The organism is Rhizobium sp. BK538, assembly GCF_014197575.1.
In the GTDB taxonomy this organism is placed as follows: domain Bacteria; phylum Pseudomonadota; class Alphaproteobacteria; order Rhizobiales; family Rhizobiaceae; genus Rhizobium.
The window spans coordinates 79,546-92,835 of the sequence record NZ_JACIFT010000007.1 but is presented as its reverse complement, the minus strand read 5'-3'; the positions used below and the strand labels follow the sequence as shown (position 1 = coordinate 92,835).

Here is a 13,290-nt window from a genome sequence, read left to right as displayed (position 1 = left end):
GGCTTGCACAGGTGCCCAATGCGTGATTCCGTGTGAGCACCTGCAATAGATTCGGGGAGTGCTCGTTATGCCGAGACTGTTTACCGCCCTCGAAATTCCGCGCAATGTCGCGATGAGCCTCTCATTGCTGCGCGGTGGTCTCCCTGGTGCAAGATGGATTGATGTGGAAAATTACCACATCACTTTGCGGTTCATCGGCGATGTCGATGGACGGACGGCAGACGAAATTGTCGATCGGCTTGACCGCATCGACCGCCCCGAATTCCAGATCCGCCTTGATGGTATCGGCGCATTCGGATCCAAGAAGCCGCATTCGGTCTGGGCCGGCGTCTCGCCTTCGCCGGAGATGTATGCGCTTCAAGCGGAAATCGAGCGGATCTGCCAGCGCATCGGATTGCCGCCGGATCCTCGCAAGTTCACGCCGCATGTCACGCTGGCGCGGCTGAAATCGTCGCGGGTCGATGATGTGGTGCATTACCTCGCTGGCCGCGGCAACTTTCAGACCTCGGCCTTCACTGTTCCCCGCTTCGTCCTGCTGTCATCGAGGGAATCGGTTGGCGGCGGGCCTTACCTCACGGAAGAGGTCTTCCCGCTCCACGAGGCATTGTCTGTGCCCAGCGCCTCCAGCAGCTTCCTGCAGCCGGTAAAGAGCCTAGCGTAGACAAGTTCGAACTCGTCCCTGCTGCCGTAGTATGGGTCGGGTATATCCTCGCCGGTTTCGAGCGCAAACTCGCCGAACAGGCGGATGTTTGTGGCTTCCGGGCGCATCCGATGCAGTTCGGCGATATTTACGCGATCCATCGCGAGTATCAGGTCGCAATGGCTGAAATCCTCCGTCGTTATCCGACGGGCGCGTTGTCGGGAGATGTCTATCCCGTGACCTCTGGCTGTTGCGATCGAACGCCGATCCGGATGCTCGCTCTCGTGCCCGCCACCGGTGCCGGCCGAATCGATTTCGAAACAATCAGCCAGACCAGCGGCGTCGACAAGATGCGAGAAGATACCCTCGGCAAGGGGAGAACGGCAGATATTGCCCATGCAAACAAACAGGATGCTAATGCGTTTCATCTGTGGTCCATGATGGAAAGAGGAGGGACAATCGCATGAAACGGGAAAAACTGGAACGGCAAGCCATCGCCGCCGAACTTGCCAAGCTTGACGGCTGGTCGCTCAATGACACTGGCACGTCGATATCGCGAAGCTTCAAGTTTCGCAATTTCGTCGAGGCTTTCGGCTTCATGACGGAAGCGGCGCTTGCGGCAGAACGGCTCAATCATCATCCGGAATGGTTCAATGTCTATTCGCGCGTCGAGGTGAAACTCAACACCCATGATGCCGGCGGCCTGACCGAGCTTGACTTCCGGCTAGCGGCAGCGATGGAGAAGGCGGCAGCACGCCGGCTTGATTGAATCCGGTACAGCCATCACATATGTGCGCGTGAACGAAAGGACCAATCGGGATGGACGACGTCAAATTCGGTGAGATCCTTCTGCCGGGCGACGATGATACGCAAAGCCGGCGCGAACAGACTGTGCGCAAGAAATTCTGGCCGACCTTCAAGAAGGCCGTGCGGCAGATTCCCTTCGCGCGCGATGTCGTCGCCGCATTCTACTGCGCGATGGATCCGCAGACGCCGACAAGGGTGCGCGGCGTGCTTCTGGCTGCGCTTGCTTATTTCGTCATGCCAATCGATATGATCCCTGATGTTTTTGCCGTGATCGGGTTTTCGGACGACGTGGCAGTCCTCTCCGCCGCCTTCGCAATGGTCAGCAGGCACCTGCAGCCGAGGCACTATGAGGCAGCGGACCGTGCGCTCGCCGACAAGCCTGAAGGCATGAAGACGATCTAGCCGCGTCAGGCGCTTTCAGCCTCAAGGGCCTTCCGGAGCTTTCCGAAGGCAAGCCGGATACGGGACTTTACGGTGCCGAGCGGCAAGCCCGTCGCCTCAGCAATCTGCGAATGGGATTGGCCGAGAAAGAACGCGGCGCGGAGCATTTCGCGTTGCTCTTCGGGGAGCTGGCTGACGGCTTTGCGCACATGGGCGTCTCGATCGTCGTTGGCGAGAATTTCGTCGGCGGCAATTTCGGCGACCGGTTGCAATGCCGGGTCTGCACCATCCAGGATGCGGGTCCTCGCGCGGCGCTGAAGATCGATCCGGCGATTGCGGGCGATGCGAAACAGCCAGGTCGACAGCGATGATCTCGCCGCGTCGTAGAGCTCAGCCTTATGCCAGAGCACGATCATCACTTCCTGAACGAGTTCGTCTGCCTCGTTGCTAGCCATCCTTTGGCGCAGTAACCAGGATTTGAGGCGCGGCGCGAAGTAATCGAACAGCACGGCGAATGCCTCTTGGTCACGGCGGTCCGCAACGGCCCTGGCGAGGTCGGCGAAGCGCTGTTTCTCCTCGGCATTCATGTCCCGTCCAAAGTCCCCTAACCCGGCGAATTCTCCAACGGATTTCTAATGCTTATTGACGTACAACGGTTTCTCAAAAGGTCAAACTCTTGCCTGAATCTTTATGTCTTAAATTCATTCATGACGATGGTCTGTGTGCGCACTCGGTATCACGTCATCACGGGCGAGGCGCCTGCGCCCGACGTTGACACTTGGGCGAAAATGGCACAGGCAGGGACTTCTCGCAGTCCCTGTTGACGCTTTGGTAACCTGAATTAAGTCAAAATAAAGCAGATCGTGATTATGCGCCGCCCGTTCGCTTCGGGCTCGAATCGCAAGAACCGGCAGGATATCCATGTTTCTTAGAAGTACCGCAATCGCCCTTTCCCTCGCTCTAGCCGGCGCCGGCATTGCATCCGCTCAGACCAGGAAGTCGCAGCCTGCGGCGCAGGCACCGCAGCAGCAGGCAACGCCGGCTTCGACAGCGCCGACACGCATCCAGCAGTTCCAGGCTTGGGGCGCTTACTCCTACAAGTCCGGCGCGAACACCGTCTGCTACGTTCTGTCCGTGCCGACGGAAAAGAAGCCAGCCGGCATCGATCACGGTGATAACTTCTTTATCGTTTCGCAGCGCCCCGGCCAGAACATTTCCTACGAGCCGCAGGCGATGATGGGTTACACCGTCAAGGAAAACTCGAAGATCGATGTTGTCATCGACAACAAGACCTTCGTGATGTTCACCAAGGACAAGGCCGGCTGGGTCGAGAATGCAGCTCAGGAGCCGGCGCTCGTCGCAGCCATGAAGAGCGGCCACGCGATGACCGTCAACGCGACATCGCGCAAGGGTACTTCGACTTCCTACAGCTATTCGCTTTCCGGCATTTCCGCCGCGCTGAAGCAGGTCGAAGGCTGCAAATAAGCGGTTCGGGATTGTTCTTTGAATTCAAAGGCCGGCCTTGCGCCGGCTTTTGTCGTTTTCCATCTATAGTGACGCGCGGCAAAAATGATGCTAAAGGCCCGCGCAACAGCGGATAGATCGCGGTCCTTGCCGTATGCTCCGCATTCAATTTTTGCCACCATGCCCTTCGTACCTGCAAGTCATCCGGCTTTCCGGGACGGTCGCATGTTGAATTCGGGATTAGAGACTATGTCCGTCATGGATGCGATGACCGTTACCAAGCCTTTGGGGGCTGCGATCAGCGGTGCTGATGCTGGGCTGAAGCCCTCGCTGATCGGCCTCAGCCGCGAGGAGATGGGTGCTGCGCTGCGCGAAAGAGGCGTGCCGGACAAGCAGATCAAGATGCGCGTCGCCCAGCTCTGGAACTGGATCTACGTGCGCGGCGTCTCCGATTTCGATCACATGACGAATGTCGCCAAGGACATGCGCGAGATGCTGAAGCAGCATTTCACCATCGCGCGTCCTGAAATTGTCGAGGAGCAGGTTTCCAACGACGGCACCCGCAAGTGGCTGCTGCGTTTCCCGGCGCGCGGCGCGGGGCGTCCGGTTGAGATCGAGGCCGTCTATATTCCGGAAGAGGGTCGTGGGACGCTTTGCATCTCAAGCCAGGTGGGCTGCACGCTGACCTGTTCCTTCTGTCATACCGGAACGCAACGTCTGGTGCGCAACCTGACGGCGGAAGAAATTCTCTCGCAGCTTCTGCTGGCTCGCGATCGGCTCGGTGACTTCCCGGACCGCGAGGCGCCGCAAGGTACCATCATGCCAGCGGAAGGCCGCAAGGTCAGCAACATCGTGATGATGGGCATGGGTGAGCCGCTCTACAATTTCGATGCCGTGAAGCAGGCGTTGCTGATCGCCACCGATGGCGACGGCCTGTCGCTCTCCAAGCGCCGCGTCACGCTGTCGACGTCAGGCGTCGTGCCTGAAATCTTCCGCACTGGCGATGAAATTGGCGTGATGCTGGCAATTTCGCTGCACGCCGTGCGCGACGACCTGCGCGACATCCTGGTGCCGATCAACAAGAAATACCCGCTGAAGGAACTGATCGACGCCTGCCGGAAGTATCCTGGCTTGTCGAACGCCCGTCGCATCACCTTCGAATATGTGATGCTCAAGGACGTCAACGATAGCCTGGAGGATGCCAAGGGTCTCGTTCAGCTGCTGAAGGGTGTGCCGGCGAAGATCAACCTCATTCCGTTCAATCCGTGGCCGGGCACCAATTACCAGTGTTCGGACTGGGCGCAGATCGAGAAGTTTGCCGATTTCATCAACTCCGCCGGCTATGCCTCGCCGATCCGGACGCCGCGCGGCCGCGACATTCTCGCAGCCTGCGGCCAGCTGAAGTCGGACTCGGAGCGGATGCGCAAGACCGAACGATTGGCCTTCGAAGCGATGATGATCGCCAATCACGGCGCGGACGACTGATCAGCAAGTTTGATCCGTTCAGTGTTTTCTAATGATTGATTTCATGGCCTGCTTTTCCTAGAAGCAGGCCAAAATCATATCAGGAGGATACCCAATGCGTTCCATTTTGCTTGCTGTCGCGGCGACGCTGGCCTTGACTCTGCCTGCCAAGGCCGAAGATGTGACCGTCGCAGTCACGGCCATCGTCGAGCATCCGGCACTCGACGCCGCACGCAAAGGTGTCCTCGATGTGCTGACGGCGGCAGGCTACAAGGAAGGCGAGAACCTGAAGTTCATGTTCGAGTCTGCCCAGGGTAATCCGGCAACCGCAGCACAGATCGCCCGCCAGTTCGCCGGCGAAGGCCCTAACGTCATCGTGCCGATCTCCACGCCTTCCGCACAGGCTGTCGTTTCCGCAACACGTGACATCCCGGTGGTGTTCACCGCTGTATCCGATCCGCTCGGCGCGCAGCTCGTCAAGGACATGGAGAGGCCGGGTGGCAACGTTACCGGCCTGTCCGACATGTCGCCGGTTGCCGAGCACCTTGCGCTCATCAAGGAAATCCTGCCGAACGTTAAAACGATCGGCTACCTCTACAACTCAGGCGAAGCCAACTCGGTGTCGCTGCTCGCCGTTCTGAAGACGGAAGCCGAGAAGGCCGGCCTGAAGGTTGTCGAGTCGGCTGCCACCAAGTCCGCGGAGGTGCAGGGTGCGGCCCGCGCGCTCGTCGGCCGTGCCGATGCCATCTACATCCCGACCGACAATACAATCATTTCCGCGCTCGAAGGTGCCGTCGCCGTTGCCGAAGAAAGCAAGCTGCCGCTCTTCACTGCGGATACGGACTCCGTCTCGCGCGGTGCAATCGCTGCGCTCGGCTTCAATTATTACGATGTCGGCAAGCAGACCGGCGAAATCGTCGTTCGTATCCTTAAGGGCGAAAACCCGGGCGATATTCCGGTAAAGGTTGCCGCTGGTAGCGATCTGGTGGTCAATAAGGGCGCTGCCACGAAGATGGGCGTGACGCTGCCGGAAAGCGTCTTGAAGCGCGCGACGAAGACGATCGACTGATCGCCGCGTATTTTTGAGAAACCTGCCGTCCAGCCGCTCCCGTTTTAGGCGGGGGCGGCTGATGGTATTAAAAGCCTGGGTCCCGCAACAGTCGGGACGAGTCAGAAGAGAGGGCAAGAGCCTTGAGTCAGATCGCATTCTGGGGAGCCGTGGAGCTGGGGTTGGTCTATGCCTTCGTAGCGCTCGGCGTGTACCTCGCATTTCGTGTGCTGGATTTTCCTGATCTGACGGTTGACGGCTCCTTCCCGCTGGGCGCTGCGGTAACGGCGGTTCTCATCATTGCGGGAGTCAATGCCTGGCTTGCTGCGCTCATTGCCATGGTCGCGGGGGCTGCGGCCGGTATTGTTACCGCGATGCTCAATGTACGGTTCAAGATCCTCAACCTGCTGGCGTCGATCCTGACGATGATCGCGCTCTTCTCGGTCAACCTGCGTGTGATGGGCAAGCCGAACGTCGCGCTGATCAATGCGGATACGATGATCAGCCCGTTCTTCGGTCACGGGCTGCGTGATTTCTACGTTCGCCCGCTCTTCGTTGGCGTCCTCGTCGTTGTCGCCGTGATCCTCGTCTGGCGCTTTCTGGAAAGCGACTCGGGTCTGGCGATGCGCGCGACCGGTGCCAATCCCCGTATGGCCCGCGCGCAGGGCGTGGACACGAGCCGCCAGATCTATCTCGGCATGGCGATCTCCAACGCGCTGGTCGCTTTCGGCGGCGCACTGTTTGCGCAGACGAACGGCTTTGCCGATGTCACCTCGGGTGTTGGTACAATCGTTGTCGGCCTCGCGGCCGTCATCATCGGCGAAACGCTGCTCGGCCGGCGCGGGCTGCTGATCGCCTTGATCGGCTGCGTGCTCGGCTCGATCCTCTATCGTATCGCCATCCAGCTCGCGCTCTCGACTGACGTTATCGGGTTGCAGGCTTCGGACCTTAATTTCGTGACGGCGGTGCTGGTGACGATCGCGCTCATTCTTCCCCGCCTTCGCCGCGGAGGTACGGCATCGTGATTACACTCAAGGATATCAAGGTCGTCTTCGGCAAGGGTACGCCGCTGCAAAAGCAGGCGCTGAACGGTGTCAGCCTGACGATTGAGGAAGGCTCGTTCGTCACCGTCATCGGTTCGAACGGCGCGGGCAAGTCGACGCTTCTCGGCGTGCTTGCCGGCGATGTGCTTGCCAGCGAAGGCCAGGTGCTGATCGGCCATGCCGATGTCACGCGCAAGTCCACGGCTGCCCGCGCCGGCCTCGTCGCCCGCGTCTTCCAGGATCCGCTGACGGGAAGTTGCGGCTCGCTTTCGATCGAGGAAAATCTTGCGCTTGCGGCGCGTCGTGGTGAGCAGCGTGGTCTCGCCTCGGCGCTGGGTCCGAAACGGCGCGAGCTTTTCCGCGAGCGTATCAGCGAACTTAATCTCGGACTCGAGAACCGGATGCGGGATCGCATGGATTTGCTTTCCGGCGGCCAGCGGCAGGCGGTGTCGCTGGTCATGGCGACACTTGCCGGTTCCGAAGTGCTGCTGCTCGACGAGCATACGGCGGCGCTCGATCCTGGCATGGCCGAGTTCGTGATGGGCCTCACGCAGAAAATCGTTTCGGAGCGCAAGCTGACGACGTTGATGGTCACCCACTCCATGCGTCAAGCGCTCGACTATGGGCACCGCACGATCATGCTGCATGGTGGCGAGATCGTTCTCGACGTCAGCGGCGACAGCCGCAAGACGCTGCAGGTCGAAGACTTGATTGCCATGTTCCGCAAGATGCGCGGCCAGACCTTGGATGACGATGCGCTGCTGATCGGCTGATCCGGTTACCGGATCAGCGCGCCTGGGTCAGCAGGATTTTTGCCGCGAAGACGGAGAAGACGCCGGCGAAGGTAAGATCCATGCCGCGCAGAATCTTCTTGTTGCTCTGCAGCCATCCGGCCAGCCAGTCGGCCGCGAAGACGACGGCAGCGTTCACCGGCATGCCGATCACGATGAAGCAGAAGCCGAGAAACAGTAGCTTCTGCGTCACCGCCGGGTCGCCGGCGCTGACGAACTGCGGCAGGAAGGTCATGAAGAAGATGATGACCTTGGGGTTCAGGAGGTTGACCCAGAAGCCCGAGGAAATATTGGCAAGCGGCGTGCCCTTTGAGGCTTCCACCTTGTTGACCGAAAACTTCGAGCCATAGCGGATCGCCTGGACGGCAAGCCAAAGCAGGTAGGCGGCACCGCCGGTCTTCAGGATCAGGAAGGCCGTCGGCGAAGCTGTAATCAGCGCCGAAACACCGAAGGCGACCAGCATGGTGTGGACCACGATGCCGAGGCTCGTGCCGAGGACGACGAACAGTGCCGCCTTCTTGCCCTGCGCCAGCGCGCGGCTGATTGACAGAGTCATGTCGGGGCCAGGCGTCGCAGCAAGCAGAAGGGTCGCGGCTGCGAAGGCGAGAAGCGTCGGAAAGCTGGGCAGGAAGTCCATGGGTACACTCTGAAAGCCGGAAAACGTCGACCGTTTTTACCCGGCTTCCAGAAAATGTCTAATCAAACCTTCTAATACGACCTATTCCTGCCGCTCGAGATAGGCCTTGAATTTGTCGGCATAATCCTTGTGCCAGCGCGACAGCGGCGGGCGGTTCTCGATGATGTCACCCATCGCCCAGGCCATGCGGCGTTCGTCCACCGCGCGGGCGACGTCGTTGTCCGGGCAGAGGATATAGAAGTCGCCACGTTCCAGGCTTTCGATCATGAAGTCGACCGTCTGTTCGGGAGTCCATGCGGCGGCCGGCTTTTCGGCACGATCGCCCTTGGTGAGGCCGGTGAAGACGAAGCCGGGAATCAGCAAATGGGCAGAGATCTTCGAGCCTTCGGTGTTGCGCAATTCATGCTCGAGCGCTTCGGTGAACACCTTCACGCCGGCCTTCGAGACGTTGTAGGCCGGATTGCCGGGCGGCGTGGTAATGCCCTGCTTGGAACCGGTGTTGATGATAAGACCGGGTTCGCCGTGCGAGAGCATATGCTGGCCGAAGGTCCGCGTTCCATTGATGACGCCAAGCAAGTTGACGCCGACGATGCTGTCCCAATCGGCCTGGGCGCTGAAAATCGACGTCTCGGGGCCGATGCCGGCATTGTTCATGAGAATATGCACTCGGCCGAAGCGCTGGATCACCGTCCGCTCGAGCGCTTCCAGCGAGTCCTTCTGCGCAACGTCGGTTTCAACGGCGAGCACGTTCTCTTCGCCGGAGATCGATTTCAGTTCCTTTGCCGCCTCCGCAAGCCGGTCGCCGCCTAGATCGGCAATGGCGACGCTCATGCCCACCCGGGCAAAGTGTTTCGCCGCGGCAAGCCCGATGCCGGAAGCACCGCCGGTGATGACGGCGACATTGGATTTCTTGATGACGTCTTGGATTTTGGTCACGGCCAGCCACTCCTCAGCGTTGTGCGGACGCTGGCAGATATGGGTTGCGCTTTCGGCCTGTCAAACAATATCCGCGCCGCCCGTGGTCGGCGTTGCCCTTGCGTCCTGCGCCGATCTCGCTAAAAGTGCCCAGCCATACCGGGCTTGGCGGGCTTGCCGCTGCCCTTTTGCAACGGACCTCATCATCATGGCATCGCACAAAGACGTAAAGAAAGTTGTCCTCGCCTATTCCGGCGGCCTCGACACCTCGATCATCCTGAAGTGGCTGCAGACCGAACTCGGTGCAGAAGTCGTGACATTCACGGCCGATCTCGGTCAGGGCGAAGAGCTGGAGCCGGCGCGCAAGAAAGCCGAGATGCTCGGCATCAAGGAAATCTACATCGAGGACGTTCGCGAAGAGTTCGTCAAGGACTTCGTCTTCCCGATGTTCCGCGCCAATGCCGTCTATGAGGGCGTCTATCTGCTCGGCACCTCGATCGCACGCCCGCTGATCTCCAAGCACCTGATCGATATCGCCCGCAAGACCGGCGCCGATGCGATCGCGCATGGCGCCACCGGCAAGGGCAACGACCAGGTTCGTTTCGAACTCTCCGCCTATGCTTTGAACCCGGACATCAAGATCATCGCGCCATGGCGCGACTGGGCGTTCAAGAGCCGCACCGATCTGCTGGCCTTTGCCGAAGCGCACCAGATCCCGGTTGCCAAGGACAAGAAGGGTGAGGCGCCGTTCTCCGTCGACGCCAACCTGCTGCACTCGTCGTCCGAGGGCAAGGTTCTGGAAGATCCCGCTCAGGAAGCGCCCGAATACGTGCACATGCGCACGATCTCGCCGGAAGCCGCGCCTGACAAGGCGACGATCATCAAGGTCGGCTTCGAGAAGGGTGACGCGGTTTCGATCAATGGCGTCCGTATGAGCCCAGCGACGCTGCTTGCTACGCTCAACAATTACGGCCGCGACAACGGTATCGGCCGCCTCGACCTCGTGGAAAACCGCTTCGTCGGCATGAAGTCGCGCGGCGTTTACGAAACGCCCGGCGGTACGATCCTGCTTGCCGCGCATCGCGCGATTGAATCCATCACGCTCGACCGCGGTGCCGCGCACCTCAAGGACGAGATCATGCCGCGCTACGCCGAGCTCATCTACTACGGCTTCTGGTTCTCGCCGGAGCGCGAGATGCTGCAGGCGCTGATCGACAAGAGCCAGGAGCATGTCGAAGGCGAAGTGACGCTGAAGCTCTACAAGGGCAACGTCATGGTCATCGGCCGCGAAAGCCCGAAGTCGCTCTACTCCGACAAGCTCGTTACCTTCGAAGACGACCAGGGCGCCTACGACCAGAAGGACGCCGCCGGCTTCATCAAGCTGAACGCGCTGCGCCTGCGCACACTCGCCAAACGCAACCTCTCGAAGTAATCGAGAGCAGAGCGCAAGAGATCAAAGGCCCGCCTCGTGCGGGCTTTCTTCATTCGCCTGTTGTGGCGTTGCGGTGCGTTGCGAGGCACGCACGAACCAGACATAGCTTGCAATCGAAATCAGCGCCATGATCGGGATCACCGTTCCGAAGGCGAGGAGTGGCATGCCGATCAGCGAACCCGCGACGCCGCCGGCAAATCCGCCGCCCATCTGAATGAAGCCCATCATTGCCGAGGCCGAGCCGGCGATATGCGGGAAGGGGTAGAGGCCCGATGTCGTCATGTGTGGCGTTAGGAAAGCCAATCCGAAGGCCAGGAACGCGATCGGCCCCATGATCGAGAGATAGGAGGGCGTCACGAAGTGGACGGACAGCGCAATCATGATGCCGGCGAGCCCGAGTAGCCCAAGCCCGACGCGCACGGAACCGTCGCCGCCCAAGCGCGGCGCCGCATAACGAAGGCAGACGGAGCCCAGGAAGTAGGAACCGGACTGCATCAGCATGCCCAAGCCAAAGGCTGTCGGTGAAAGGCCGACGACCTTGATGAGGATAAAGGGGAGCAGCGTCGCCTGTGCGTAGAGTGCGCCGATCGAGCCACCGAGCACGAGCGAGGCGGAGACGAAGCGGCTTTCGCGTGCAAGCTCCAGATAGGCGCGAAGCAGCGGAACCGGGAGCGCGCGGCGCGGATCCGGCACGCTCGTTTCGCGCATGAACACGATCACTCCAAAACAGATCAGGAGTCCGAAGCCGATCAGAAGGAAGAAGACGGATTGCCAGCCGAAAGCGGCAAGTGCCAATCCACCAATCGTCGGTGCGGCCGCCGGTCCAATGGCGATCATGATGCCGATCAGGTTCATGATGCGCGAGGCTTGGGTTCCGGTGAACTGGTCGCGCACGATGGCGCGGGCAACCGTAATCCCGACGGAGGCGCCAACGCCCTGGATCAGGCGGCCAGCGAGCAGCCATTCGATGCCGGGCGCGAAGGCAGCAAGCAGGCTGCCGACGACATAGATGCCGACAAACAGGAGCGTCGCCGCACGCCGGCCAAAGGCATCCGAAAGCGGACCTGCAAGCAATTGCGCCACAGAGAAGCCGGCGAAATAGACGGAGAGCGTCATCTTGATTGCCGAATCGGACGTCTGGAACGCATGGACGAGTTCGGGCATCGCCGGCGTGTAAATCGACATCGAGATCGGGCCGATGGTTGCGAGAAGCGCACCGAGCATACTCGTTCGCCGTTCGCTCATCCGGAATGGGGGCATAGGGGTACTCGGTCTTTGGTGACATGCGCGATCCGCACGAGGGCGGCCGCTTTTCCTTCTGTCGGAAGCTGCGTGATCCGGCAATTGAAAAATCTCACGGGTCGGCTTACAGCTTGACGCCTTTCTATTGGCGCATAAGCTGCGGCGGTCCCTTCTGGAGTTTGTTGATGACCCAATCCCTGCTCGCGGGCGCCTTTCTGGCAGCTCTTCTCTACGTGCTCATTCCAGGGCCTGCCTTCCTCGCGCTGCTTGGTATCGGTGCGGGGCAGGGACGCCGCGCCGGCGCGCTGTTCGTCGGCGGCCATCTGGTCGGCGATCTGCTCTGGGCGTCGCTGGCACTGATCGCGATCATCGGCGCCAAGACGATCGGCACTTTTGTCTTCGACGCGCTCGGGCTTCTCTGCGGTTTCTACCTCGCCTGGATCGGCTGGAATGCGGTGCGCGCAAAGCCGAAGGGTGAGGGGCAGGCATTGATGGTCGTGGAGCGACCGTTCCGTCGCGGCCTGATCTTCGGCGTGACCAATCCGAAGGGATATCCGGTCGCGCTCGCGACGTTCACTGCGCTCGTTGCCGGCTCGGCAAGCGCACTGCAGTTTCACACGCTGCCGGTTCTGCTGGCGGTTTCGTTCCTGGGCTTCATCGTGGCGGACATGATCCTGATCACCGTCATTGGCGCGGGAACCGTCCGGCGATTCTATCGAGCGCACGAGCGGTTGATCGTCCGCTGCTCCGGCGTCCTGTTCATGGGTTTCGCAGCGCAGGCCCTTTGGCATGCGACGCCCGGCCTGCTCGGATGGCGGAAAGCCTGAGATCAGACGTCGAGGAAGCTGACGACGGAATTCAGCCGTTCCACTGTTTCCCGGTCACCGATCGATGTCGCGATCTGCAGCTGGTCTTTGTAGTAGTCCCGGAAATTGAAGCTCGTCGCGTCGGTAACGGCGGACAGGTCGAGAATGTTGCCTGATGGATCGATCGTTCGCATCGGCAGCGGCTCGGAAATGGCGGCGAATGTATCCTGATCGATTGCGCCGGCATCGAAGCTCTGCCTTGCATACTGGCGCAGTTCACTGGCACTGATCGCGGAAAAATCAGGCGTATCTGCGCTCGTTTCATCGATATGGAACGCCGTCGAAGCCTTCGTTGTTGTGCCCAGCTGCGCTTCTAATTCGTTGTAACTGCTTGGATTATCTTGGTTTCTTCTGAAAAGGAAATTCGGCGAAGACCGCACAGAAAGGATTTCCATGGCGCGTATCCACTGCAAAAGGATGATCGTGAAACTACCGCGCGTGGCGAACGTGCGTCAATCGTTAACGATCAGTTAATTCTTATGCATCATTTCTTGCCATGAACTTATTCGCAGTCAGGCCGGGAGATGTGCGCCTGATCGGCAATACCAATTGCGGGTGCG

General features: G+C 60.2%; 16 protein-coding genes. 10 read left to right on the top strand and 6 right to left on the bottom strand.

Annotated features, from left to right (window positions below):
• Positions 1-67 precede the first annotated feature (67 nt).
• Positions 68-661, top strand: coding sequence for an RNA 2',3'-cyclic phosphodiesterase (thpR, locus tag FHX09_RS10430; protein ID WP_007794302.1), 594 nt, complete (start codon positions 68-70; stop codon positions 659-661).
• Here thpR and FHX09_RS10425 read toward each other — a convergent pair.
• Positions 568-1,068 carry a low molecular weight protein-tyrosine-phosphatase gene (locus tag FHX09_RS10425; protein WP_132588597.1) on the bottom strand — a complete coding sequence of 167 codons (501 nt, stop codon included), beginning with the start codon at positions 1,066-1,068 and terminating at the stop codon, positions 568-570. The two genes, thpR and FHX09_RS10425, sit on opposite strands and share 94 nt — an antisense overlap.
• 35 nt (positions 1,069-1,103) lie before the next feature.
• On the opposite strand from FHX09_RS10425, the gene FHX09_RS10420 reads away from it, so the two are divergent.
• Both FHX09_RS10420 and FHX09_RS10415 read left to right on the top strand, forming a co-directional pair.
• On the top strand, positions 1,104-1,409 hold the full coding sequence (locus tag FHX09_RS10420; protein WP_007794298.1) for a 4a-hydroxytetrahydrobiopterin dehydratase: 306 nt from the start codon (positions 1,104-1,106) through the stop codon (positions 1,407-1,409).
• A gap of 50 nt (positions 1,410-1,459) precedes the next feature.
• Positions 1,460-1,849 (top strand): YkvA family protein, encoded by a 390-nt coding sequence (locus tag FHX09_RS10415; protein WP_007794295.1) that lies wholly within the window; start codon positions 1,460-1,462, stop codon positions 1,847-1,849.
• 5 nt (positions 1,850-1,854) lie between these two features.
• On the opposite strand, the gene FHX09_RS10410 is transcribed toward FHX09_RS10415, so the two are convergent.
• Positions 1,855-2,415, bottom strand: coding sequence for a sigma-70 family RNA polymerase sigma factor (locus tag FHX09_RS10410; protein WP_132588595.1), 561 nt, complete (start codon positions 2,413-2,415; stop codon positions 1,855-1,857).
• A 334-nt stretch (positions 2,416-2,749) separates the two neighbouring features.
• On the opposite strand from FHX09_RS10410, the gene FHX09_RS10405 reads away from it, so the two are divergent.
• From FHX09_RS10405 to FHX09_RS10385, 5 genes are all read left to right on the top strand, one after another.
• Positions 2,750-3,313, top strand: a complete 564-nt coding sequence (locus tag FHX09_RS10405) for an invasion associated locus B family protein (RefSeq protein ID WP_007794289.1) — start codon at positions 2,750-2,752, stop codon at positions 3,311-3,313.
• Between the two features lie 228 nt (positions 3,314-3,541).
• Positions 3,542-4,777: a 23S rRNA (adenine(2503)-C(2))-methyltransferase RlmN gene (gene rlmN, locus FHX09_RS10400; RefSeq protein ID WP_132588594.1), complete on the top strand. Its 1,236-nt coding sequence runs from the start codon at positions 3,542-3,544 to the stop codon at positions 4,775-4,777.
• Positions 4,778-4,871: 94 nt separating this feature from the next.
• Positions 4,872-5,825: an ABC transporter substrate-binding protein gene (locus tag FHX09_RS10395; RefSeq protein ID WP_132588593.1), complete on the top strand. Its 954-nt coding sequence runs from the start codon at positions 4,872-4,874 to the stop codon at positions 5,823-5,825.
• Between the two features lie 122 nt (positions 5,826-5,947).
• Positions 5,948-6,829, top strand: coding sequence for an ABC transporter permease (locus FHX09_RS10390; RefSeq protein WP_007794280.1), 882 nt, complete (start codon positions 5,948-5,950; stop codon positions 6,827-6,829).
• Entirely contained in the window at positions 6,826-7,620 is a 795-nt protein-coding gene (locus tag FHX09_RS10385) for an ABC transporter ATP-binding protein (RefSeq protein WP_007794276.1), read from the top strand. The genes FHX09_RS10390 and FHX09_RS10385 overlap by 4 nt, the downstream gene beginning before the upstream one ends.
• Positions 7,621-7,633: 13 nt before the next feature.
• Here the strand turns inward: FHX09_RS10385 and FHX09_RS10380 are convergent, their stop codons facing one another.
• Entirely contained in the window at positions 7,634-8,275 is a 642-nt protein-coding gene (locus tag FHX09_RS10380) for a LysE family translocator (protein WP_007794273.1), read from the bottom strand.
• Between the two features lie 81 nt (positions 8,276-8,356).
• The gene (locus FHX09_RS10375) at positions 8,357-9,211 is read right to left on the bottom strand and encodes an SDR family NAD(P)-dependent oxidoreductase (RefSeq protein WP_184449898.1); all 855 of its coding nucleotides are present in this window, start codon (positions 9,209-9,211) and stop codon (positions 8,357-8,359) included.
• 187 nt (positions 9,212-9,398) lie between these two features.
• Between FHX09_RS10375 and FHX09_RS10370 the strand changes: the two genes are divergently transcribed.
• Entirely contained in the window at positions 9,399-10,622 is a 1,224-nt protein-coding gene (locus tag FHX09_RS10370) for an argininosuccinate synthase (RefSeq protein WP_007794266.1), read from the top strand.
• A gap of 21 nt (positions 10,623-10,643) precedes the next feature.
• Here FHX09_RS10370 and FHX09_RS10365 read toward each other — a convergent pair whose 3' ends face one another.
• A complete protein-coding gene (locus tag FHX09_RS10365) occupies positions 10,644-11,846 on the bottom strand; it encodes a multidrug effflux MFS transporter (RefSeq protein WP_183719681.1) in 1,203 nt (400 codons plus the stop codon).
• A gap of 203 nt (positions 11,847-12,049) precedes the next feature.
• On the opposite strand from FHX09_RS10365, the gene FHX09_RS10360 reads away from it, so the two are divergent.
• Positions 12,050-12,691 (top strand): LysE family translocator, encoded by a 642-nt coding sequence (locus FHX09_RS10360; protein WP_184449896.1) that lies wholly within the window; start codon positions 12,050-12,052, stop codon positions 12,689-12,691.
• Between the two features lie 2 nt (positions 12,692-12,693).
• On the opposite strand, the gene FHX09_RS10355 is transcribed toward FHX09_RS10360, so the two are convergent.
• On the bottom strand, positions 12,694-13,125 hold the full coding sequence (locus FHX09_RS10355; RefSeq protein WP_007794255.1) for a hypothetical protein: 432 nt from the start codon (positions 13,123-13,125) through the stop codon (positions 12,694-12,696).
• Between the last annotated feature and the right edge of the window lie 165 nt (positions 13,126-13,290).